This window comes from Lacticigenium naphthae DSM 19658 (assembly GCF_000425865.1).
Taxonomy (GTDB): domain Bacteria; phylum Bacillota; class Bacilli; order Lactobacillales; family Carnobacteriaceae_A; genus Lacticigenium; species Lacticigenium naphthae.
In genome coordinates this window covers 137404-160597 of record NZ_AUEG01000002.1, presented here as the reverse complement: position 1 = coordinate 160597, position 23194 = coordinate 137404, and the positions used below count along the sequence as shown (strand labels likewise).

Here is a 23194-nt window from a genome sequence, read left to right as displayed (position 1 = left end):
ATGCAACAATATGAAGCAGGAAATTATGATGTCATTGTTGTTGGAGCTGGGCATGCAGGATCAGAAGCTGCCTTAGCCGCTGCGCGTATGGGAAGCAAAACCTTATTGGTCACGATCAATTTGGATATGATCGCCTTTATGCCATGTAATCCTTCTATTGGAGGACCAGCTAAAGGAATCGTTGTAAGAGAGATCGATGCTTTAGGTGGCGAAATGGGCCGCAATATCGACAAAACGTACATCCAGATGCGGATGTTGAATACGGCCAAAGGTCCAGCTGTGCGGGCATTACGTGCCCAGGCAGACAAAAATATGTACTCGCAGGAAATGAAAAAGTCCATCGAACAAACACCGAACCTTGATTTAAAGCAAGCGATCGTCGATGAATTGATCGTAGAAGATGGAAAAATAGAAGGTGTCATTACGAATTCAGGCGCGATTTATCGGTCCCAAGCGGTTGTACTCACAGCTGGAACGTCTTCGCGCGGACAAATCATTATCGGAGAGCTAAAATATTCTTCGGGTCCGAATAATTCACAACCGTCGATCAAGTTATCTGAAAACCTTCTCGAATTAGGCTTTGAGCTGGATCGGTTTAAAACCGGCACACCGCCCCGCATTAACAAAAATTCTATAAATTATGCTGTTACTGAAGAACAACCGGGGGATGAGGAGCCTCATCACTTTAGTTTCGAAACACCGGATAGTGTCTATTTAAAAGATCAGATTTCCTGTTTTTTGACCTATACGAGCACGAATTCGCATGAAATCATTCGCGAAAACTTACATCGGGCTCCGATGTTCACAGGGATCGTAGAGGGAGTAGGTGCACGCTATTGTCCGTCGATCGAAGATAAAGTTGTCCGGTTCAGCGATAAACCACGTCATCAGTTGTTCTTAGAACCTGAAGGGCGAGATACGGATGAAATTTACGTTCAAGGTTTATCTTCTTCTTTACCGGAAGATGTCCAGTTAGCTGTGCTGCGTTCAGTTCCTGGATTGGAAGATGCTCAAATGATGCGAACCGGCTATGCGATCGAATACGATGTAGTCAAGCCTTATCAGTTGAGGACGTCTTTAGAAACAAAATTGGTTAAAGGATTATTTACTGCTGGTCAAATGAATGGGACTTCTGGATATGAAGAAGCAGGCGGACAAGGTCTGATCGCCGGAATGAATGCTGCCCTATCCGTACAAGGAAAAGAACCCTTTATTATGAAACGCAGTGATAGTTATATTGGTGTCATGATCGATGATCTGGTCACGAAAGGAACGAATGAGCCGTATCGTCTATTGACTTCACGTGCAGAATATCGGTTGTTATTGCGTCATGACAATGCGGATTACCGTTTATCACAAATGGGTCATGATTTAGGCTTGCTATCACAGGAACGCTTTGAATTTTTCCTAGATAAAAAAGAACAGACAGCAATTGAGCTAGAAAGATTGAAAAACATTCGATTGAAGCCAACTGAAGAGATTCAATCATTTTTAGAAAGCAAGAATCTACCCCCTTTAAAAGATGGAATAGTAGCTTATGACTTTTTGAAGAGGCCCCAAGTGAAATATGATGATGTCATGGAATTTGTCGAAAGAAAAGAGTTATCTAAAGAAGTGAAAGAACAAGTAGAAATCACGATCAAGTACGAAGGGTATATCAATAAAGCGATCCGGAAAGCTGATAAAGTGAAACGGATGGAAAACAAACGGATTCCAGAGAATATCGATTATTCAGCCATCAATGGAATAGCAACGGAAGCTATTGAAAAGTTGACGCGTATCCAACCCGAAACGATTGCGCAGGCTAGTCGTATCAGTGGCGTAAACCCATCGGATATTGCTATATTGATGGTATATGTAGAACAAGGTAGAATTCAAAAAGTGGCCATTGAAGTAGAATAATAATAGTGCAAAGTGGAGTTTATCCTGAATAGGAAAAACTCCACTTTTTTGTGGGTAGTTTTGGAAACGTAAATAAAAAATAGATACCGACATGTGCTATACTATTTGAGACTACTTCCGTTTAAATATAATGGGAAGAAGGCATGGAGGAGGATGAAAATGCCTGAAACAGAATCTGTTATGGGATCAACTTTTAGAAAAATCCGCGAAGATAAAGCTTATACACAAAAACAAATCTCTGATCATAGCATGTCGCGTTCTACGTATACGAAATTTGAACTAGATGAGATCAATCCCAATGTCTTAAAGTACTTAAGAATATTGGATCATATGGACATGAGTCATGAAGAGTTTCTGTATATTTTAAATGGATACAAATGGAATGAAAAAGAGGCACTATTTAAAGATTATAAGCAAGTGGTGATCGCACCCACTCTTTTAATGGTAAAAGATATCATTCAACGTGGAGAAGAGTTCTTGAAAAAGCGATACGATCAATTGATTTTAGATGTTGTTAATATTTGTCGTGGCTATGAAGTGCTATTGACCACGAACAAAACAGAGTCAGCAAAAGAGTTTGCCCAAAAAGTTTGGGACAGATTAGAAAATATTGAAGAATGGTATCTATCTGAAATGTATTTACTTGCAGGGATACTGTATGTTTTTCCTGTCGAAACGGCGCAGTCATTAACAGCGCAAGTACTGAAAAAACTCACTCAATATGCTGATTTTGATGAAGCAGCTACACTAAAAAAAATTTTTTTGTTCCAAATCGGCACGTGCTTGTTAAATGAAAAAGAATACACCAAGGCACTCAACTGTTTTAGTGAATTGACAGAAAGTGCAAAAGAGAAAACACCATCGCTACTTTTAGGTATCGCGCTTATCAAAGAAGCCGTTTGTTTAGAAGAATTGCAAAATAAAAAAGAAGCTGCGCAAAAAAAAGAAGAGGCTAAAAATTTATTTCAACTGATCGATCAAACGACTATCTGGCAAGAAGCTGAACAGAACCCCAAAAGTTATTGGAATGAGTACTATTCTAGTTAAATAAGCGAAGAAAGCTCCTTCATGTAGACAGACAGTCTGCCATGAAGGAGCTTGTTTTTTTAGTTTACAGATTCTGATTTAAAACAATTTCGTGGATGATTTCTTCTTGATTGCGGAAAACTTTTACAAAGCGTATGACTTTGGCTTGCCACTCGTTTAGATGAGTAAGAGAATAATCATTTTTTCGTAGGACAGTGTCTAGTGGACAATCCAAATCTCCATCTGCATTGACTAATACGTCAGTGTGATCAACTGCCAATTCGATAGTGGCTTTATTCCCAATTAAAATATACTTGAACTGTATTTCCAGCTCCGTCAAATACATAGTCGCTTCCATTTGTCACCTTCTTAACTAAATTTTTACTTATACCTTATTATAGCAAGGATCATTCTGAAATGGCTAAAAGGTGCATATAATAACTATCCAGTTTTCTGAAAAAGCCAGAAGTCCATTGGCTTCAAAGAGTTGTGAGTGGAATCACTTACATAAAGAAAAACTATTGACATACTCTTACCCGTATAGGTATAATGGTAAAGTAAATATTTCACAAACTTTTTAAAAAAGGAAAAGAGGATCAGTATGTCACGTAAAATTATTATTGTTGGAGGGGTTGCTGGTGGAGCCACTGCCGCAGCTCGTTTAAGACGTTTAAATGAACAAGACGAAATCATCTTATTAGAAAAAGGGGAATATATTTCCTTTGCAAACTGTGGTCTGCCTTATCACATTGGTGGAACCATCAAAGAGAGAGACTCACTTCTTTTAGAAACAGTTGATGGGATGTCTAAAAAATTCAATCTGGACGTTCGCAATTTCAATGAAGTAATCAGTATAGATAAAGATGAAAAAAGTGTCATGATCAAAAATCATCAAACAGGCAATACTTATAAAGAAACATTTGACAAATTAGTATTATCTACCGGTGCACGTCCGATTGCTCCTCCCATTAAAGGAGTAAATGAAGCGAATAATATTTTCACATTAAGAAATATACCGGATATGGATGCTATCAAAGAATATGTAGAAAATAATCAAGTGAAAAAAGTAGCTGTCATTGGTGGAGGTTTCATCGGATTAGAAATGATGGAAAACTTACATGAACTCGGTTTAGATGTGTCCGTTATCGAAATGACTGATCAGGTCATGGCACCAGTCGACTTTGAAATGGCGCAATTGATCCATAGTCATATCGAATTGTATGGCGTCAACTTAGTATTGAATGATGGTGTCGATTCTTTTGAAAAAAACGGCAAAGAAATTCGTCTCTGCAGTGGAAAAACAGTCGCATCAGATATGACCATCTTGTCTATCGGAGTGACACCTGAAAGTGAATTAGCCAAACAAGCTGGATTAGAAATCGGACTACGTGGATCGATCGTAGTAAACAAACAGTTGCAAACGAGTGCAGAAGATATTTATGCAATCGGAGATGTGATCGAAGTCAAAGATTTCATCAATGGACAAGCGACATTGGTTCCTCTAGCATGGCCTGCAAACCGTCAAGGCAGAATTCTAGCTGACCATTTTAATGGAGAAGACATCTCTTATGAAGGAACATTAGGAACTTCTGTAGCGAAAGTTTTCCAATTGACTGTTGCCTCATCAGGTAACAATGAAAAAACATTGAAACGATTAGGATTAGATTATGAAGTTGTTCATATCCATCCAAATTCTCATGCAGGATACTACCCAGGAGCTTCTCCATTGGACATTAAATTACTCTTCTCACCAGAAGGAAAAATATATGGTGTTCAGGCAATCGGGATGGACGGCGTAGAAAAACGTGTCGATGTCATTGCAACGGCAATGAAATTACATGCAACAATATTTGATTTACCAACCTTAGAATTAGCATATGCACCGCCTTATTCTTCAGCAAAAGATCCAGTGAACATTGCGGGTTATGCAGCTGGCAACCTCTTAAAAGGAACTGTACACTCATTCCAATGGCACGAAGTGGATCAACTCATTGCAGACGGAGCATTATTCTTAGACGTTCGAGAAGAATTCGAACAAGCTACAGGGACTCTTGCCGGATCGGTAAATATTCCGCTAGACCAAATCCGTGAACGCATGAACGAATTGCCAAAAGATAAAACGGTATATGTCTACTGTCAAGTAGGGCACCGCGGTTACAACGCAGCTCGTATATTAATGCAAAACGGCTTCGATGTAAAAAATCTAGACGGCGGATATAAAACCTATAAAACTGCTTATGTGGAAATTAAACCCAAGGAAGCAGAAAAAGAGGTAGCTGAAGTGAATTTGAATCATCAGCCAAATAGCGAGATCAATACACAAGCCAAACAAAATGTCATTACAGTCGACGCTTGCGGACTACAATGTCCAGGCCCGATCTTGAAAGTGAAAGAAACCATCGATGCAATGGAAACTGGTCAAGAAATGTATATTGAAGCAAGCGATTTTGGTTTCTTGAAAGATATCGAAGCATGGACAAAAAATACGAACAACACCTTGATTTCATCAGAAATAGATGGAAAAATTGTGAAAGCTCATCTCGCTAAAGGCCGTGTTTCAGCTGAGAACACACCTGGAAACACAGCAGAGACAGCTCCTGCTCCGATTCAAGCAAAAGATGGCGCAACAATGGTCGTCTTTGATGGCGATTTTGATAAAGCGATCGCTTCTTTCATCATTGCAAATGGTGCGGCTGCTTATGGTAAAGAAGTAACTATGTTCTTTACATTCTGGGGACTCAATATTCTTAAGAAAGAAAACGGTCCTAAATTGAAAAAAACAGGCTTTGCTAAAATGTTCGACAAGTTCTTACCAAGCAATGTCAATGAATTACCGATTTCACAAATGAATATGGGTGGAATGGGCACAAAAATGATTCAAAAAGTAATGAAACAACACAATGTAGATTCCTTACCGCAAATGATTGCTCAAGCACAAAAAATGGGCGTCAAAATGGTCGCTTGTACCATGAGTATGGACCTAATGGGTATTCAAGAAGAAGAATTGATCGATGGAGTAGAGTTTGGTGGGGTTGCTGCTTATATCGGCGACACAACTAATTCAAACATGAACCTCTTCATTTAAATACCTACACGATAAAAGCAACGCACCCCAAACAGAGTCAATAGACTCTTGTTTGGGGTGTGTTTTGTGTTTGAGTGAGCGATAAAATAGGCTCATCCTTTATTTTTGTCTATACTAAAAGAGAGTGAGGAAAAGGAGGGAAATATATGTTTGAAAAAGTGAAGAATCCCATTGTCTTTCAGGGAAAAGGGAAGAAAAAGAATTATTTTGAAGGGTGGTATTACAAACAGGTGACCGCTGATCAAAAAACCACCTTATCCTTGATTCCTGGCATTAGTCTAACTAAGCAAGATCCGCACAGTTTTGTGCAATATATTGTTGTGCATACGGATGAAAAAGGCCACAAACAGACGAAAACGGGATTTAAACGGTATGCAGTAGAAGAATTTGTTGCTGTAGAGTCGCCTTTTGGTGTTCAAATAGGAGGGAATATATTTACCCAAAAATTTATTCAGGTCGATTTAAAAGATGAGCAAGTCGATATAAAGGGACAGCTCCAGTTTGGCGAATGGACACCGATAGAAACAACCGCTAGTCAACCAACTATTATGGGTCCGTTTAGCTATCTTCCGAAGATGGAGTGTTACCACGGGATCTTAAGCATGAATCATTCACTAAAGGGGAACATGCGGATATTTGAAGAAGCGATCTCTTTTGATGGGGGCAAAGGTTATGTTGAAAAAGATTGGGGCACGTCTTTTCCAAAGGAGTATGTCTGGATCCAAAGTAATCACTTTGCTGATCCGACAATGAGCCTGTTCTTTTCAGAAGCACATATCCCTTTTCACTTCACGTCTTTCTATGGGTTTATCTGTAACTTCCGTCATGAGGGGAAGGAATATCGATTTGCTACGTACACTGACTCTTCAATAGAAAAAGTAACGGGCACGGAACAAGAGGTTACGTATATTTTGGAAAACAGCAGAGCACGCTTAGAAATTTATGCTCGTCAAACAGAGGCGGGTGAATTAATTGCCCCTGTTATTGGTGAAATGAATCAAGTGATCAAAGAAGGCTTATCCGGTGTAGTGGAGATCATCTTTACGGATAAGGAAAAAGGGACAGCCATACACGATTTATCTGCAAGTGCAGGGATAGAAATTGTCAAAAGAGAATCGTAAGTTAAAAAAGAAAAGGCCACGGAAGAAATCCTTCCGTGGTCTTTTCTTGATCTACATTATGCAGTTGTAGAAGGAGCATCTTGATCCATTTCTTCTTTCGTATCGTGTGCTTCTGTTTTTACTTTATCTGCTTCTTGATGAATCTTTTCGGAAGCTTGTTTCATTTGGCTTTTCATTTCTTCTGCTGTTTCTTTTAAGGTCACTTTGATGTTTTCTGTTGCTTCTTTAGCTGTACGTTGAACATCTGAACCTTTTTCGCGTGCAACACCAGAATAATCTTTTGCTCTTCCTTTTGATTCATTCATTTTACTCATTAAATCATCACGTAAGTCTTGACCTGATTTAGGAGCTAATAATAATCCTAAAGCGGCTCCGATCACAACACCTTTTACAAAACCGGGCATTTCATTTCCTCCTTTTAATCATTAGTACGTTCTTCCATCATTATAACGAAAGCGTTACAAATAGCAAAATAATATACTCTGAACCAGAAAAAAAATTATCTTAATCTTTTTTTAAAGAACAAAGCGTATACTAAATAAAAGTAAAGGAATGAAGGAAGCCTTGAGGAGGAATAGTTGTGGATATTGGAATTGATAAAATTGGATTTTATACACCTCACATACATGTAGATATGAAAAAACTAGCTGAAGCACGCAAAATAGATCCAGCAAAATATACGATTGGTATTGGACAAGATAAAATGGCCATCGCACCGCTCACACAAGATGCTGTTACCATGGCAGCGAATGCAGCTTTGAAAATTTTAGATGAAGAAGACAGAAATGCAGTCGACATGGTATTGCTTGGAACGGAATCTGGCGTGGACCACTCAAAATCTGGAGCCGTATGGGTCCATCATTTAACAGATATCCAATCGCAAGCACGAGCCTTTGAATTAAAACAAGCTTGTTATGGAGCGACAGCGGGAATCCAAATGGCCATGGGTCACATCACGATGAATCCGGATAGGAAAGTATTGGTGGTCGGATCAGACATCGCAAAATACGGATTGAATACAGGTGGAGAGCCAACACAAGGAGCTGGAGCGGTTGCCTTATTGATCAGTGCAAATCCGCGCATATTGGCCATTGACCCTACTAGCGCCATGTATACAAGCGATATCATGGACTTTTGGCGTCCCCTGTATTCTGATAAAGCTAAAGTTGATGGAAAATTCTCTAATCAAGCGTATATTGAATTCTTTCTACGTGTCTGGAAAGACTACCAAGAAAAAACGAATCGCTCATTAGACGACTTTGAAGCTTTGTGTTTTCACCTTCCCTATACAAAAATGGGAAGAAAAGCTTTGGGTGCTGTATTAGAATCAGCCACCGCAGAAAATAAAGAGCGTTTAGAGAGGCACTACGAAGAGAGTATTGTCTACAATCGTATAGTAGGTAATGTTTATACAGGTGCCCTTTACCTCAACTTACTTTCTCTTTTAGAGCAAGGCGAAGAATTACCAGCAGGTTCCAGGATTGGACTCTTTAGTTATGGATCAGGTGCAGTAGGTGAATTCTTCAGTGGGACACTGCAACCAAATTACAAAAAACAATTACTGACAACAGAACATGGAAAAATGTTAAATGATCGCAGGGAGTTATCCATTGAAGAATACGAGGCATCGTTTGAAGACGCCTTACCGATCGATGGATCTACTCGTGAATTAGATGGACAAACAGATCCCGGTCCTGTTTATTTAGCAGGAATAGCAGATGATATTCGTCAGTACATGAAAAAATAAAAAGTGTGTAGACTCGAATAAAGCAAGCAAGTATTTGCGTTGGAAACAACGACGGCAAGGCTTCAGGAGGCGAAAAGTGCGTCTGCCTTTGGAGTATTGTTTAGAGAGTCATGCGTATAAAACAAAGAACCCCTTTTTCTTTTTGGAAAAGGGGCTCTTTGTTTTATACAAGTGAAGAATAACGATCAGTCAGTTGTTCAAGAGAACCGACTTTCCAAAGAGAGTAATCCCGTTGGCTCTGCGGTTACATAGATAACGTTGCTCTAAACTTTGCAGGTTGCTACTGCAATGAGAGCGGGCTTTTTGTGCATACGGTGATTTAAAATAGACTAAACCGTTCTAATATTAGGAATTTTTTATTCATGTTATACTAAATGCGAAATTTAGAGGGGAAATAGACAGTGGATCATATTGCTTAGTTACTTCTTCTAGGAGGGATAACAATGAGATTTATTGATCGGAAAGATGCGGGAACCCAACTGGCCTCAGCTCTCCAGCTAACAGATACAGATAATGCTGTTGTGGTGGCTTTGCCGCGAGGAGGTATTCCTGTAGGGTTAGAAATCGCGGAGAAATATCACCTGCCCTTTGACATGGTTCTGTCGAAAAAAATTGGTCATCCTCTTCATTCTGAGTATGCTGTAGGAGCAGTATCAGAATACGGAGACCCCCTTTTAAACACAATCGTAATCGATCGGCTAGATCAAAAATGGATAAACAAGGAAATTAGTCGACTACGTAAAGCGATGGAAAGCCGGCGGAAAAAATACTCACAAGTGCTTTCCCCACGATCACTCAAAGACAAAATTGTTATTATAGTAGATGATGGGATCGCTACGGGCTTAACAATGAAAGTGGCGATCGAGGCTGTCAGGAAACAAGAAGCCAAGGAAATAATTGTAGCCGTCCCTATCATACCGAGGGATACGTATCATGAGTTGTTAGATTTAGTTGATCAGGTTGTGGCAGTAGACGTTCCAGAAGTTTTTCTAGGTGCAGTCGGAGCCTATTATAGTCATTTTCCACAAGTAGATGATGAAGAAGTAATAGCAAGCTTAAAATCATTTTCAGACCCAGATCAAATAGAATGAATCTGGGGATGCATTCTAATAGTAGATCGGCCAACTCCCCTGACCTTTCATAAGCTATATTTTGAAATAAGTCCAACTTGTTTAAAAATTCAGTTTATTTTATTTATGAAGAAACAGGATCGTATCATTTTGGTTCCCTAAATATCAGTGAGAAAAGTCTCTTGCTCGCATAAACGGTTCCTTTGATATGGATCTATGCGAATCGAAGAGCAAATGTAGCTTGCAGTGACCAGTGTATACAGAAGAAAAGGCTAAAGGAGTATGTATAAAATGAAAGCGATAATTATAGAAGAGTTTGGTGGAGCAGAACAATTGAAGTTGAAAGAAGCCAACAAACCAGAATTGAAACCGGATCGCCTGCTTGTTGAAGTGTATGCAACGAGTGTGAATCCAATCGATATTAAACGACGAAAAGGATCATTCGGTGGCAGTTTACCGCTGATCGTCGGTGGAGATATTGCCGGACGAGTGGTTGAAATAGGTTCTGACGTTACTGGATTTGAAGTTGGAGATCGCGTGATGGCTAACGGATCCAAAACCTATGCGGAAGTCGTTTCAGTCCGTCCAGACAGAACCGTGAAGCTGGACGACACTCTCTCATTTGAAATAGCCGCAGCCGTTCCGTTGACCGGACAAACCGCTTATGAAGCAATCGTCAGACGAGGACAAGTGAAAAACGGAGAGAGGGTACTGATCCATGCTGGCTCAGGTGGTGTCGGGACGCTCGCCGTTCAAATAGCTAAGATTCAAGGAGCCTGGGTCGCCTCCACGGCGAGCGGCAGCAATCAGGAGCTGCTTCAATCACTGGGCGTTGATCAGCCCATTGATTATGAAGAGGAAGACTTCGAAGAGGTGTTAACAGGCATCGACTTCGTCTTTGACACTATAGGAGGAAGGGTCTTGGAAAAAAGCTTGTCTCTCATCCAAAACAAAGGCAGACTCCTGTCCATTGCCGGAGATCCGAGTGAATTTGTTGATGTAAAAAATTATGAGGCGCAATACTTCTCAATGAAACCGACAAAAGAAGCGCTCGAACAACTTCATGAGTGGCTAGTGCAAAAAAGATTAAAACCTGTTATTTCAAGAGTTTATCCCTTCTCGCAAGAAGGACTGAGAGCAGCCCATGAGTTGAGCGAAACAGGTCATGTGAGAGGGAAAATAATTATCAGAGTAAAAGAGGAGGCCACTAACTGAATCTTTAGATGATTCTAAAGCTCCTAGCTCCATTTTTTATTATACGAAAAGGTAATTAAATGCAAGATGAAGGATACCAGAAGGTTCCAAAACGAGGATCGGTAGTTGTGGTTCAGTTACAGTAGGAGAGTTCTTGTAAGACAATTCACCTAAAAACAAAATAAAAAAGAGTCACCTTTTTCAATATGAAAAGGTGACTCTTTCTTGGTTAAATTTAAATGGAAGAATCTTTATCCGTTAAATTACTTGGAAGAGCTGTTTCTTTTTCGACTAAAGCATCACGAATTTCACGCAAATATTTTTCTGTAGAAGAAATTTCTGGTTCAACTTCTGCTGTTTCTTCTTGTTTCCGTTTAAAGCGGTTTATAAACTTCACAAATAAGAACAACACCAACCCGATAATAAGGAAGTCAATGATCGCTTGAATAAATTGACCGTATTGAATAGTCGCAGAACCAATAGATACAGCTAAATTTTCAACCGATGCCTCACCAGAAAGAGCAACAACAACAGGAGTGATAATGAATTCCACCAAAGCATTTACAATGGCTGTAAAAGCTCCTCCAATAACGACCCCAACGGCTAAATCTAAAACATTTCCACGCATAATAAATTCTTGAAATTCCTTGATCATATTTTTTTCTCCTTTTTCACTAAACTTATTGTTGAATAGCTTTTAACAGACTTTTGGCAGTATCTAAGTTCATATAGTGTGCCTGTTTGAGTTTAGCAGCTACTTGATCGATCTCCTCACCGGTTGCACCAGCACTGATAGCTAGAGAACGGGCGTGTAGACCCATGTGTCCTTTTTGGATACCTTCTGTAACCAGTGCACGTAAGGCAGAGAAGTTTTGCCCTAGACCTACAGAAGCGATGATTTCCCCCAACTCTTCAGCAGACGGATCACCGAGCAAACGATGGGAAAATTGAGCAGTTGGATGAATACTGATCGAACCGCCAACTGTCCCCACAGCTAGAGGTAAAGTTAATGTCCCGACTAAATCACCCCTGGTATTGCATTCCCATGTCGTGAGGGAACGATAATGGCCATCTCGCGCAGCATATGCATGAGCACCAGCCTCTACTGCACGCGTGTCATTCCCAGTGGCCAAGACAACCGCATCGATGCCATTCATAATGCCTTTATTATGCGTCACTGCACGATAAGGATCGATTTGGGCGAATCGATTCGCTTCTATGATCCGATTACGGATTTCCTCTCCGGACAATGTCATTGTTTGCAAGCGATGTGCGGGAATGGTCACTGAAGCCGTTGCAAGGCAATCGGTTGCGTAATTTGATAAAATACGTAATAAACTAGTTCCGCCAGTTAATTCTTCCAAGTAAGGAGCGATCCCTTCCATCATTGTATTGATGATATTTGCACCCATAGCTTCTTTTGTATCAACTGAAACATACACAACTAAGAACTCTATCTTCTCTCCTGCGATTTCTTCCTGTAAGTGACGAACAGTGACAGATGTTGCCCCACCACCTCTCTTTACAATAGAAGGATGGCTTGCGTTTGCCCGGGTAAGAATGTCTGGGAGATGGTCGGTCAGGATGGCTATTTTTTCTTCCACATTCACTACATCTTTCAAAGCCACTTGCCCCGTCATCTCTCTTTTTAAAACAGAAGCCTGAAAGCCTCCTGCTGAACCTATGATTTTAGCAGCATAACTTGCTGCAGCAATGATAGATGGTTCTTCAGTGACCATAGGAACAACATAATCTTTAGCATTGATAGAAAAATTCAAACCTAAACCAAATGGTAAAGTGTAGTTGGTTATACGATTCTCAATCATATGATTGGCTACCTCGTCGGTTAAACCAAGTTTGTCTTCTGAAAGCAAATGATAGTCCGCTTGAGAAATAACCTCAGCAGAAAGTAAGCTATCTAATTTGTCAGTAAGAGAATTTTTATAGAATTTATTTAACGCATCTGAGTTCATAATAGAGTCCTTCCATCGTGCAGTGTGTTTGTATACAATAGGTTAAGTTTCATGCTCAGTATACTATAGAAAGTAGGTTGGTGGCTATTGTTTTAAACAAATAGATAACAGATGTTTTTTTAACTTAAAAATCGGAATGTGTATAAATATAATTTTTTATCTTGGTCAGCTATTTACAAAAGATGCAAACTTTCGTATACTAGAAAGGTATTAAAAAAAAGGTTCCTTAGCTCAGTTGGGAGAGCACTACCTCGACAAGGTAGGGGTCGCTGGTTCGAGCCCAGTAGGGACCATCTGATATGATAGGCTATTTCAATGTTCATTTATCTCTGTAAATTTTTGGAAACAAAAAAACAGAGTTAAATATAGGAGAACATTTGGAATAGTCTGTTTTTTATTTACAAAAACTGAATACAATGAGACGTTAGAAGTACAGTGATTTTTGTAATAATTTGTTCTTTGGATAATAATCCAAGAAAATGTTGCGAGTTTCAAGTCAATTCTTTCCAGATATAATTCAATTTAGTTATAATACAACTATGCATATAATCATTTTAAAAAGAATGTAGGAAATCAGAAGACTGACCGCCCATTTGCATTCTTAGGTACAATCGATTTTTAATAAAACTCACTTGAGAATACTTAGCACAGAAATGTTTTTCAGTTCTATACTCCCTAGTCAAACACACTCTAAAATCAGTGAAATCCGTGCGTATTGTTTTTTTAAAAAAAACACATGTTATAATACAGTTGACAAAGACTCTAAACATCCCTCTCCATTCTTATCTTCAAATAGATATTTGTTCACAAAAATCTATCTCCTTCATGTTTTACCTTCCTACTATTTTATACTTAGTTAGATCCGCGATAATATTTTAAAAGCAATAGTGAAACATCCCCATTTGAATCCCCTTCTTGTAATACTCACCTATAGAATCTTTACAAAAACTTCCTACTATTCAGTATAAACTTTCCCAAAATAATTTATTCTAGTTTCTTATACCCATTATTGATAAGGAGTTAAAAAGAAAATAATGTAAGCGGTATTTTGGAAAATGAAACCTGGTGGAGTAAAGAATAGATACGTACAAATATATAGTGATTTTTGAGGTGAAAAAGAACTATTTTTTGGTCGATCTTTATCATAGAAGCGATTCTTTAGTAATATAATTTTCAAGTGAAATAAGCATATCAATAAAACCAAGTAAAAGAAGATGTAACTTTGTGTGTCATAGCTAGTTATTATCGTAATGAAAACAGGAAGAGCTTCTACTCGATTTATTATTAAAAACATGGAAAGAAAAAAGGTTATCAGATGGATACCATCTGATAACCTTAACCGACGCCACTAATAAAAAAAGCACTAACATTTTTCAAATCTGCAGAAATACATCCATAGTTTCCCCTCTTTCAATCCCACGATTAAAAATTTTCACATAAGGCCCCCAACCCATCATCTGAAAATACATTTCCATAGTACGCCACTCTAAATTTATGAGTTTTTTTACAAAAATGAAAATTCTGAAGAGATAGTTAATACCTCAGAAAAATTAGTAGGGTATCAGTGATAAGAACGGAAGAACGATACAGACTGTTGAAATAGTTATCAACTAAATGAAAAAAAAAATAACAAGTCAATGGAGAGTACTTAATCTAGCGTGCCACTATTTCCAGAATGCTTTTTCGCTGGGAAAATCATAGAACAAACTCACAAGTAACTGTATGTAAATGTTTTTTGACTGCATATAAAGGAGGGAATTCCGTGAACCTTTATTTTAATGAAAAATATGGGAAATTATACAAAACACATGAAAAAGCTACTACTGATACATTCTGCTTCAAAAATAAATATGGGGAAATAACAAACATGTTTTTGAAAAAAGAAATTCCTTATAAAATCGATAAGCAAATATATTATGATATTTTCACTCCATATGGATTTGGTGGCCCTGTAATTATGTCCACCACAGATAAAGATAAATTAGTAAGAGATTATTTAGAGGCATTTTCGAGTTATTGTATTAAAAAAAATATTGTCTCAGAATTTGTTCGATACCATCCTATTGAGAACGACGATATCCGATCAAAATTTAATGGAAAAGTTGAAAGGATTGGAAAACAAATAATACGAAATTTGCACGAGCCATCAGAAAAAAACATTTCAAAAAGAATGTTAAAATACTATAAAAAAAATATCAAAGAAGGAATGGAAGTAATCTTCGATGATACAGGAGACTATCTAGATGATTTTTTAGAAATCTATTATTCAACAATGGACCGAAATAATGCTGATGAATACTATTATTTTAAGCGATCATTTTTTGAGAATATCCATAAGGAATTAAAAGATCATTTTTTTTACACACATATTTTTATGGACGGAACTATGATTGCGAGTGGACTGATACTATATGACAAGGTTTATGCTTATGCATTTTTAGGAGGTACCAGAGAAGGATTTTACGAATGTAATTCCAACGTCAATGTTGAAATCGAAACGATCAAAAGGTTGAAAGAAAAAAACATCTCGTATTATCTATTAGGAGGTGGCCACAAGGGCGAAGATGGCATTTATCAATTCAAAAAAAAATTTGCTAAAAACAGTGACTATGATTATTATGTCGGTAAAAAAATTCATCACAATGATGTATATAAAAAAATGGTAAAAAGACGATTTAAGATGAATGTTGATCAAGTTGACACATCGTTTTTCCCGGTTTACCGTGCGGATATCACACAGCTTGAAGAGCCAATTCGCTCTCTTTTTAAGAGTAATTAGGGATATGATCATGGAATTTGCTAAAGTATCTGATTTGAGAGAAAACGGCAAAAAATAATTAAATTTATTCGTTGATCAAACGTTTCAAAGTTGTGAAAATATATTGTGTGATAGCCGGTCTCCTAATCAAATTTTATCAATTGCTACCACATATAAACACACCGGGAAAGTAAAAATAATGGCTTTTATATGCATATACTAAGGAGGACTTCCCATGAATATTTACTTTAATGAAAAATATGGGAAATTATATGAAGCACATGAGAAAGCTACTACAGAGACATTTTATTTTAAAAATCAATATGGAGAAATAACGAACATGTTTATAAAAAAAGAAATCCCTTATAAAATTGACGATCAAAAATATTATGATATTTTCACACCATATGGGTATGGTGGTCCAGTGATCATCTCGACTTCAGACAAAAATAAACTTGTAAGAGATTATTTAGAAGCATTCTCAACTTATTGTGTTAAAGAAAATATCGTCTCAGAATTCGTTCGATTTCACCCTATCGAAAACGATGATGTCCGCTCAAGATTTAATGGAGAAATTGTCAATGTTGGGCCACAAGTAATACGAGACATAAATGATCCATTGGAAATAGATATTTCGAAAAGAATTTTAAGATACTATAAAAAGAATGTAGAAAAAGGTATGGAAATAGTCTTTGATGAAACAGGAGACTATCTAGATGATTTTTTGGAAATCTATTACTCAACAATGGATCGGAACAATGCGGATGAATACTATTATTTTGATCGATCATTTCTTGAAAATATACACAAAGAATTAAAAAATCATTTTTTTTACACACATGTTTTTATGGGAGGGACTATGATTGCGAGCGGATTGATGTTGTACGATGAGGTTTATGCTTATGCATTTTTAGGAGGTACCAAAGCTGGGTTTTACGATTGCAGTCCGCTTGTCAATGTAACAATAGAAACTATAAAAAAATTAAAAGAAAAAAATGTCTCCTATTATCTCTTAGGAGGAGGTCACAAGGGAGAAGATGGTATCTATGAATTCAAAAAAAGATTTGCTAAAAACAGTAATTATAATTACTATATCGGTAAAAAAATTCATCACAAGGATGTATACAACAAATTGATACAAAAACGATTTAGTGTGGATATCGATCAACTTGACACATCCTTTTTTCCAGCTTATCGTTTTGATGTTTCCCACTTAGAAGAGCCAAATCTCCCGTTTCAAGAATAACTTATTAAGTGCTTTTGAAATTTGTTTAAATAATATAAACGAGGAGGAACTGCCGTGAAAGTTTCAATCATTATGGGCATTTATAATTGTGAGAAAACGTTAAAAGACAGTCTGGATTCTTTAGTGGCGCAAACCCTGCAAGATTTTGAAATTATATTATGTGATGATGGCTCTCACGACCAAACCTTAACTATTGCTTCCACGTACCAAGAAATATGGAAAGATAGACTGATTATACTCACAAATAAATCAAACAAGGGGTTAGCTTACTAGCTGAATCGTTGCTTAGGAGAAGCAATGGGAGAGTACATCGCACGTATGGATGCAGACGATATAGCTAAATACAACCGGTTAGAAGTGCAAGTAGATTATCTGCAAAAACATCCTGAAATAGATTTGGTAGGAAGTAGCGTTCTTCTCTTCGATGACAAGGGAATTTGGGGACGGAGAAATGTAAGAGAGATTCCAGGGAAAAAAGACTTCTTAAAAACGTCTCAATTTGTTCATCCTAGTATAGTGATTCGTAAAAAAGTATTAGATGAATTAGGTGGTTATAGAGTCGATAAAGCTACTCTTCGAGCAGAAGATTATGATTTATTTATGCGATTTTATGCTAAAGACTATAAAGGAGCAAATATACTTGAGCCATTGTTGTTATATAGAGAAGACGCAGCGACTTTTAAACGTCGTCTTTATCGCTACCGCTTTGATGAAATGAAAGTGAGATATTCTGGATTCAAACAATTAGGTCTGCTACCTTCTGGATTTCCATATGTTGTTAAACCTTTAATTGTCGGGTTGATTCCTCAAAGGGCTTTAAAATTGTTGCGACATGAACGGTTTGTGTAAGCGTAGAAACAGACAATAAATCAATAGAAAGAGTGAACAGGTCTACAGGATATTGATAGTCATTAGATAGAAAGGGGGATGAGAAAGTGAACTATTATAGATGGAAAAAACACCTTGATTTTTATTTTGCATGGCTCCTGTTGCTTTTGAGTTCCCCGATTCTTCTAGTCGTTGCCATCATAATTAAATTAGAAGATCCGCATGGTCCAATTATTTTTAAACAACCCAGAATTGGAGAAAACGAACAACTTTTTACTATTTATAAGTTCCGTAGCATGAAAGTCGAAACTGAAAAAAATGGGAACCAACTAAGTGACTCTGAAAGAATGTTAAGGATAGGATCCTTTATTCGAGAAATAAGTTTAGATGAATTACCTCAACTATTTAATGTTTTAAAAGGAGATATGAGTTTCATTGGTCCCCGTCCATTATTGGAAGAATATCTACCGCATTATACTGAAAGGGAACGAATTAGACACTGTATTAAACCAGGAATAAGCGGTTGGGCTCAAATAAATGGTAGAAATAAAGTGAGTTGGGAAGAAAAGTTCGAGCTGGATAGCTACTATGTTTCTCATATGTCATTTAGTTTGGACGTGAAAATCACTATGTTGACTATTAAAAAAGTTTTAAAAGGAAGCGATATCATTGAAGCGGGTAATGAAACTACCCAAAATTTTGCGGAATATCGGATGAAGAAGCAAACTGATTCTCAGCAGCATAAAAAGGCAGAGAGTACAGAAAGGAGAATTCTGATGACTGATCGTATTTATTTGTCGCCTCCTCACATGTCTGGAAATGAAATGAAGTATATAAAAGAAGCGTTTGAGACAAACTGGATCGCACCTTTAGGACCCAATGTGAATTTATTCGAAAAAGAATTAGCAACCTATTCTGATGTAAAAGGTGCTTTGGTCACTAGTTCCGGTACTGCAGCAATCCATTTAGCACTAGCTACACTTCGCGTGGGTAAAGGAGATACTGTTTTTGTTTCCACTTTTACCTTTGTAGCGAGTGCTAACCCGGTTTTGTATTTAGGAGCAGAACCCGTGTTTATTGATTCCGAACCGGATACCTGGAATATGTCACCAGAGGCGCTAGAATTGGCGCTGAAAGAAGCAAAAATAAGGAATCGATTACCAAAGGCTATAGTCGTAGTAAACTTATACGGACAAAGCGCAAAAATGGATGAATTGAATGATATTGCCCGGAGATTTGCTGTCCCGATTGTTGAGGATGCTGCTGAATCATTAGGCTCGACCTATAAACATAAAAAAAGTGGAACATTAAGTGAAATTGGTATTTACTCATTTAATGGGAACAAAATCATTACAACTTCTGGTGGAGGGGCATTAATTTCAAATGATGAAGAAATCGTAAATCAGGCAAGATTTCTAGCTACCCAAGCAAAAGACAAAGCTCCTTATTACCAACATTCGCAAGTCGGTTTCAATTATCGAATGAGCAATGTTAGCGCTGGGATTGGTCGTGCACAACTTGAAGTGCTAGATCAGCGAGTAGAACGTAGAAGGGAAATTTTTGATTATTATAAACAAGAATTGAACCAACTGAAAGGTATCCATTTTATGCCAGAATTAAAACAGACGACATCGAACCGCTGGTTAACTACATTAACGATCGACTTAAGCGAGTATCGTATTAGCCCGCGAGAATTTATGTTGAAAATGGAGTCCGTGAATATTGAAACACGAGTTTTATGGAAACCCCTTCATATGCAACCATTATTTTCTGATTGTCAATTCTATAAACACCCTCTCAGTTCGGAAGTAATAAGTGAAAAATTGTTTGAAACAGGTCTCTGTTTGCCATCGGGGACGAATATGTCTGAGACTGATCAAGAAAGAGTTGTCGAAGAAATGAAAAAAATATTTAATAGTAACCGTAAACCTGTTTATGTATTCAATTGGAACAAGCAAAAGGGTATGCGAGCAAAAGTCCAACGTAAGACAATTTGAGTTACTTCAAAACTAGATAGGAGGTAATCTAATTGACAAAAGTCAAAGTGTTATTATTAGCTTCCATATCGCCTATGATCGAAAGCTTTAATCAGGAGAATATTTCTTTGTTGCAGAACAAGGGCTGCGAGGTACATGTCTTGGCCAACTTCCAAGATCCGAATAATGAAATGCTTCAAAAAAACATGGAGTTCAAGAAAAAACTGGAACGAAATAACATTAAAGTTTTCGATGTACCGATCCAAAGAAAACCGTTCTCTTTTGGCAACATATCGGTCTATCAAAAAATTAAAAGTATTCTTCATCAAGAAGATTACACCTTTATTCATTGCCACTCGCCAATAGGAGGAGTATTAGGACGACTTGCCGCAAGATATACGCATAATAGAAAGACAAAAGTGATTTATACTGCTCACGGATTTCATTTTTTTAAAGGAGCACCTGTAAAAAATTGGCTTATTTTTTACACGGTTGAAAAATTACTTTCTTCGTATACGGATTACTTGATCACAATCAATCCAGAAGATTATCATAACGCTATAAATAGGCATTTTAAAATGAATGAAATTGAATTGGTAAATGGAGTAGGAATAAATCTCGAAAAATTTAAACCGACATCAAACTATTATAGAAGATATCTAAGAGAACTATATGGTTATTCAGAAGAGGATATTCTATTGATTTATGTGGCGGAGCTTTCAAAAAACAAGAATCAAACGCAAGCCATAAATATGATGAAAACTTTAATTGAAAAATTCCCTCAAACTAAATTACTTCTTGTGGGAGACGGGGATGATCATACTCGTTATTCCAATATGATCCATCAAATGGGGTTAACTAAACAAGTACATTTATTAGGTTATCGCAAGGATATTGTAAACTTAATGAGCCTTTCTGACATCGCTATCTCGACATCTCGGCGAGAAGGACTACCTGTTAATGTAATGGAGGCCATGGCTATTGGACTGCCACTAGTTGTTACGAATTGTAGAGGGAATAGGGACCTTGTTCAAAATGGTGTAAATGGATATATTGTAGAAATCGATAATTATGAAACATTAGAAGATAAGATAATCAGGTTGATCCAAAATGATAGACTACGTACCAAATTTGGAAAAAGGAGCACCCGATTTATTTCCCCGTACAAAATTCAAAATGTCAATAATCAGATGAGTGATATATATGAAAAATATATGGTTGAAAACTTTTCCTCTCAACAGATCATCGATTCAAAAATCAACTAGATTATTAATATGATAGTATCTCTATCGCAAATCTAAGAAGTATATCAGTTTATAGATATAATTCAGTGTTATACTATCTCGAATTTTGGGAGTGGTTTTGATGAAAGTATCACAATATATTAAGACATTTAGTGTAATTGGTTTGGAATTAATATTACTAATTCTGTCTGGTATTGTTACGTACACTATTCTGGTTCCGTATGTTGATTTACCCATCAATTATTATTTCTATTTTATACTCAATGTTTTTTGGCTCTATACAGCTATGACAGTTTTTCTAAAGATATCTTCCAGTTTATACCGCTATACGAGTCTGAAAGATATGATTAGAATATTTTTGACTATATCAATTAGTTTTACAAGTGTAGGGCTGATTGGATTAATAACTAATCGAACGATCAGTATTCGATTTATTATTGTTTCTTATATGTTATTTCTTTTACTCGTTTTTGGAGAACATGTTCTCATACGATTAGTCTATGAAAAACATCAAAAGAAAAGAATGAAGTTCAAGGGGTCAAATAAAATCAATACATTAGTTGTAGGTGCTGGTGAGGGGGGGAAATTATTTATACAGCAAGTTCAGAAAAACTCTCCAAATTTAAAAATTATTGGAGTGGTAGATGATGAGTATTATTTACAACACAAGACAATACTGGGGGTTCCTATCATAGGAAATACGGAATCTATTCCAAGAATAGTTGCAGAAAAAAAGGTTGATCAAATCTCCATTGCCATTCCATCATTAAAGTCGCAAGATTTGGAACGAATTTATTCAATATGCAAAAAAACAACGACAAAAGTCAATTTGATACCTTCAGTAGAAGAAGTAATGGAAGGTAAATTATCGGTACAAAGGTTTAGAGAAATAGATATAGTTGAGTTATTAGGACGAGACGAAGTAACGTTGGACACGGAAATGATAAAGGAAAATATCCGAGGAAATGTCATATTAGTAAGCGGAGCTGGGGGATCAATAGGTTCTGAGATTTGTCGGATACTATGCTCAATGAATCCTCAAAAACTCATTCTTCTTGGCCATGGAGAAAATTCGATTTATAAAATTCAAGGGGAACTAAACAAAGCTTACGTTAATCGGATAAATATCGTTCCGATCATAGCAGATATCCAGGATAAGAAAAGGATAATGCAAGTGATGAGAATGTTTAATCCGGATGTGGTCTATCACGCCGCTGCTCATAAACATGTTCCTATGATGGAATCAAATCCATATGAAGCAATTAAAAACAATGTTATCGGGACTAAAAATATGGCAGAAGCAGCAAAAGAAGTAGGCGTTGATACTTTTGTAATGATTTCTACGGATAAAGCTGTAAATCCACCTAATGTTATGGGGGCAACGAAGAGAATTGCGGAGATGATCGTGACATCTTTAAATGAACCAGGGAAAACCAAATTTACAGCCGTACGATTTGGAAATGTTTTGGGAAGTAGAGGAAGTGTGGTTCCGTTATTCAGCGAGCAAATTTCATCAGGGGGGCCAGTAACAGTGACTGACAAACGAATGATGAGGTATTTTATGACGATACCTGAAGCTAGTCGCTTAGTTATTCAAGCAGGTACCTTAACGCAAGGTGGAGAAATTTTTGTGTTGGATATGGGGAAACCAGTCAAAATAGTAGATTTAGCGAAACGCATGATTAAATTATATGGATATTCTGATAGTGAAATCTCCATTGTGGAAACGGGAATTCGACCAGGGGAAAAATTATATGAGGAATTGCTGGTAGGATCTGAAAAAACAGGAGTAAAAGTATACGATAAAATTTTTGTTGGTCGAGCAGTTAAAGGCTCTATTCCCGAAGCGATTGAATTTTTAACCAGTTTGGAAAATGAAGAGGATCATATCGTAAAAGCAGCATTGTTACATTATTCAAATGAAATACTTACCGATAATGAAATTCAAATGAATACAAAATCAGTAGTAAATTCAGAAAAAAAACTAGAAGCAAAACCTGTTTTACAAAAAGGTTAGTTAACGA

At 37.1% G+C, this 23194-nt stretch carries 16 protein-coding genes, 1 tRNA gene and 2 pseudogenes; 15 read left to right on the top strand and 4 right to left on the bottom strand.

The genetic code is table 11. The features are described 5' to 3' along the window. Nucleotides 1-1902: a tRNA uridine-5-carboxymethylaminomethyl(34) synthesis enzyme MnmG gene (gene mnmG, locus H626_RS0103590; RefSeq protein ID WP_027108116.1), complete on the top strand. Its 1902-nt coding sequence runs from the start codon at nt 1-3 to the stop codon at nt 1900-1902. A gap of 159 nt (nt 1903-2061) precedes the next feature. After that, nucleotides 2062-2949 carry a helix-turn-helix domain-containing protein gene (locus tag H626_RS0103585; protein ID WP_027108115.1) on the top strand — a complete coding sequence of 296 codons (888 nt, stop codon included), beginning with the start codon at nt 2062-2064 and terminating at the stop codon, nt 2947-2949. Between the two features lie 64 nt (nt 2950-3013). Here H626_RS0103585 and H626_RS0103580 read toward each other — a convergent pair whose 3' ends face one another. Continuing rightward, nucleotides 3014-3286, bottom strand: a complete 273-nt coding sequence (locus H626_RS0103580) for a hypothetical protein (protein ID WP_027108114.1) — start codon at nt 3284-3286, stop codon at nt 3014-3016. Nucleotides 3287-3529: 243 nt separating this feature from the next. On the opposite strand from H626_RS0103580, the gene H626_RS0103575 reads away from it, so the two are divergent. Then, nucleotides 3530-6013, top strand: coding sequence for a CoA-disulfide reductase (locus H626_RS0103575; protein WP_027108113.1), 2484 nt, complete (start codon nt 3530-3532; stop codon nt 6011-6013). Nucleotides 6014-6159: 146 nt separating this feature from the next. After that, nucleotides 6160-7134, top strand: a complete 975-nt coding sequence (locus H626_RS0103570; RefSeq protein WP_027108112.1) for a tocopherol cyclase family protein — start codon at nt 6160-6162, stop codon at nt 7132-7134. A gap of 56 nt (nt 7135-7190) precedes the next feature. Here the strand turns inward: H626_RS0103570 and H626_RS10570 are convergent, their stop codons facing one another. Continuing rightward, the gene (locus tag H626_RS10570; RefSeq protein WP_051237775.1) at nt 7191-7538 is read right to left on the bottom strand and encodes a YtxH domain-containing protein; all 348 of its coding nucleotides are present in this window, start codon (nt 7536-7538) and stop codon (nt 7191-7193) included. 176 nt (nt 7539-7714) lie between these two features. Here H626_RS10570 and H626_RS0103560 point away from each other — a divergent pair, with 176 nt between their 5' ends. The 3 genes from H626_RS0103560 (at nt 7715) to H626_RS0103550 (ending at nt 11166) form a co-directional block, all read left to right on the top strand. Next, entirely contained in the window at nt 7715-8881 is a 1167-nt protein-coding gene (locus tag H626_RS0103560) for a hydroxymethylglutaryl-CoA synthase (protein ID WP_027108111.1), read from the top strand. A gap of 443 nt (nt 8882-9324) precedes the next feature. Then, complete coding sequence (locus tag H626_RS0103555) at nt 9325-9972, top strand: phosphoribosyltransferase (RefSeq protein WP_027108110.1); 648 nt, start codon at nt 9325-9327, stop codon at nt 9970-9972. 270 nt (nt 9973-10242) lie between these two features. Continuing rightward, nucleotides 10243-11166, top strand: coding sequence for an NADP-dependent oxidoreductase (locus H626_RS0103550; RefSeq protein ID WP_027108109.1), 924 nt, complete (start codon nt 10243-10245; stop codon nt 11164-11166). Between the two features lie 214 nt (nt 11167-11380). Here H626_RS0103550 and mscL read toward each other — a convergent pair whose 3' ends face one another. Then, nucleotides 11381-11800 (bottom strand): large conductance mechanosensitive channel protein MscL, encoded by a 420-nt coding sequence (gene mscL / locus H626_RS0103545; protein ID WP_027108108.1) that lies wholly within the window; start codon nt 11798-11800, stop codon nt 11381-11383. A gap of 25 nt (nt 11801-11825) precedes the next feature. Beyond that, nucleotides 11826-13121, bottom strand: a complete 1296-nt coding sequence (locus tag H626_RS0103540; RefSeq protein WP_281170656.1) for a hydroxymethylglutaryl-CoA reductase, degradative — start codon at nt 13119-13121, stop codon at nt 11826-11828. Between the two features lie 217 nt (nt 13122-13338). On the opposite strand from H626_RS0103540, the gene H626_RS0103535 reads away from it, so the two are divergent. From H626_RS0103535 to H626_RS10545, 8 genes and pseudogenes are all read left to right on the top strand, one after another. Next, a tRNA-Val gene (locus H626_RS0103535) sits at nt 13339-13411 on the top strand. Between the two features lie 1469 nt (nt 13412-14880). Then, a complete protein-coding gene (locus H626_RS10565) occupies nt 14881-15897 on the top strand; it encodes a GNAT family N-acetyltransferase (protein ID WP_051237773.1) in 1017 nt (338 codons plus the stop codon). A gap of 214 nt (nt 15898-16111) precedes the next feature. Beyond that, nucleotides 16112-17122, top strand: a complete 1011-nt coding sequence (locus H626_RS10560) for a GNAT family N-acetyltransferase (RefSeq protein ID WP_051237771.1) — start codon at nt 16112-16114, stop codon at nt 17120-17122. Between the two features lie 72 nt (nt 17123-17194). Next, nucleotides 17195-17971: pseudogene (locus H626_RS10555) on the top strand (glycosyltransferase). Nucleotides 17972-18057: 86 nt separating this feature from the next. Then, a pseudogene (locus tag H626_RS11430) lies at nt 18058-18594 on the top strand (sugar transferase); the annotation flags it as partial. A 132-nt stretch (nt 18595-18726) separates the two neighbouring features. Continuing rightward, nucleotides 18727-19947, top strand: a complete 1221-nt coding sequence (locus tag H626_RS11425) for a DegT/DnrJ/EryC1/StrS family aminotransferase (protein ID WP_156883232.1) — start codon at nt 18727-18729, stop codon at nt 19945-19947. Between the two features lie 32 nt (nt 19948-19979). Continuing rightward, a complete protein-coding gene (locus H626_RS0103505; RefSeq protein ID WP_035618442.1) occupies nt 19980-21191 on the top strand; it encodes a glycosyltransferase family 4 protein in 1212 nt (403 codons plus the stop codon). Between the two features lie 100 nt (nt 21192-21291). After that, complete coding sequence (locus H626_RS10545) at nt 21292-23187, top strand: nucleoside-diphosphate sugar epimerase/dehydratase (RefSeq protein ID WP_084140148.1); 1896 nt, start codon at nt 21292-21294, stop codon at nt 23185-23187. Nucleotides 23188-23194: the final 7 nt, after the last annotated feature.

Coding starts and splice junctions, on each gene's coding strand:
- mnmG (WP_027108116.1), top strand. CDS start 1: ATGCAACAATATGAAGCAGGAAATTATGATGTCATTGTTGTTGGAGCT.
- H626_RS0103585 (WP_027108115.1), top strand. CDS start 2,062: ATGCCTGAAACAGAATCTGTTATGGGATCAACTTTTAGAAAAATCCGC.
- H626_RS0103580 (WP_027108114.1), bottom strand. CDS start 3,286: ATGGAAGCGACTATGTATTTGACGGAGCTGGAAATACAGTTCAAGTAT.
- H626_RS0103575 (WP_027108113.1), top strand. CDS start 3,530: ATGTCACGTAAAATTATTATTGTTGGAGGGGTTGCTGGTGGAGCCACT.
- H626_RS0103570 (WP_027108112.1), top strand. CDS start 6,160: ATGTTTGAAAAAGTGAAGAATCCCATTGTCTTTCAGGGAAAAGGGAAG.
- H626_RS10570 (WP_051237775.1), bottom strand. CDS start 7,538: ATGCCCGGTTTTGTAAAAGGTGTTGTGATCGGAGCCGCTTTAGGATTA.
- H626_RS0103555 (WP_027108110.1), top strand. CDS start 9,325: ATGAGATTTATTGATCGGAAAGATGCGGGAACCCAACTGGCCTCAGCT.
- H626_RS0103550 (WP_027108109.1), top strand. CDS start 10,243: ATGAAAGCGATAATTATAGAAGAGTTTGGTGGAGCAGAACAATTGAAG.
- mscL (WP_027108108.1), bottom strand. CDS start 11,800: ATGATCAAGGAATTTCAAGAATTTATTATGCGTGGAAATGTTTTAGAT.
- H626_RS10560 (WP_051237771.1), top strand. CDS start 16,112: ATGAATATTTACTTTAATGAAAAATATGGGAAATTATATGAAGCACAT.
- H626_RS11425 (WP_156883232.1), top strand. CDS start 18,727: ATGACTGATCGTATTTATTTGTCGCCTCCTCACATGTCTGGAAATGAA.
- H626_RS10545 (WP_084140148.1), top strand. CDS start 21,292: ATGAAAGTATCACAATATATTAAGACATTTAGTGTAATTGGTTTGGAA.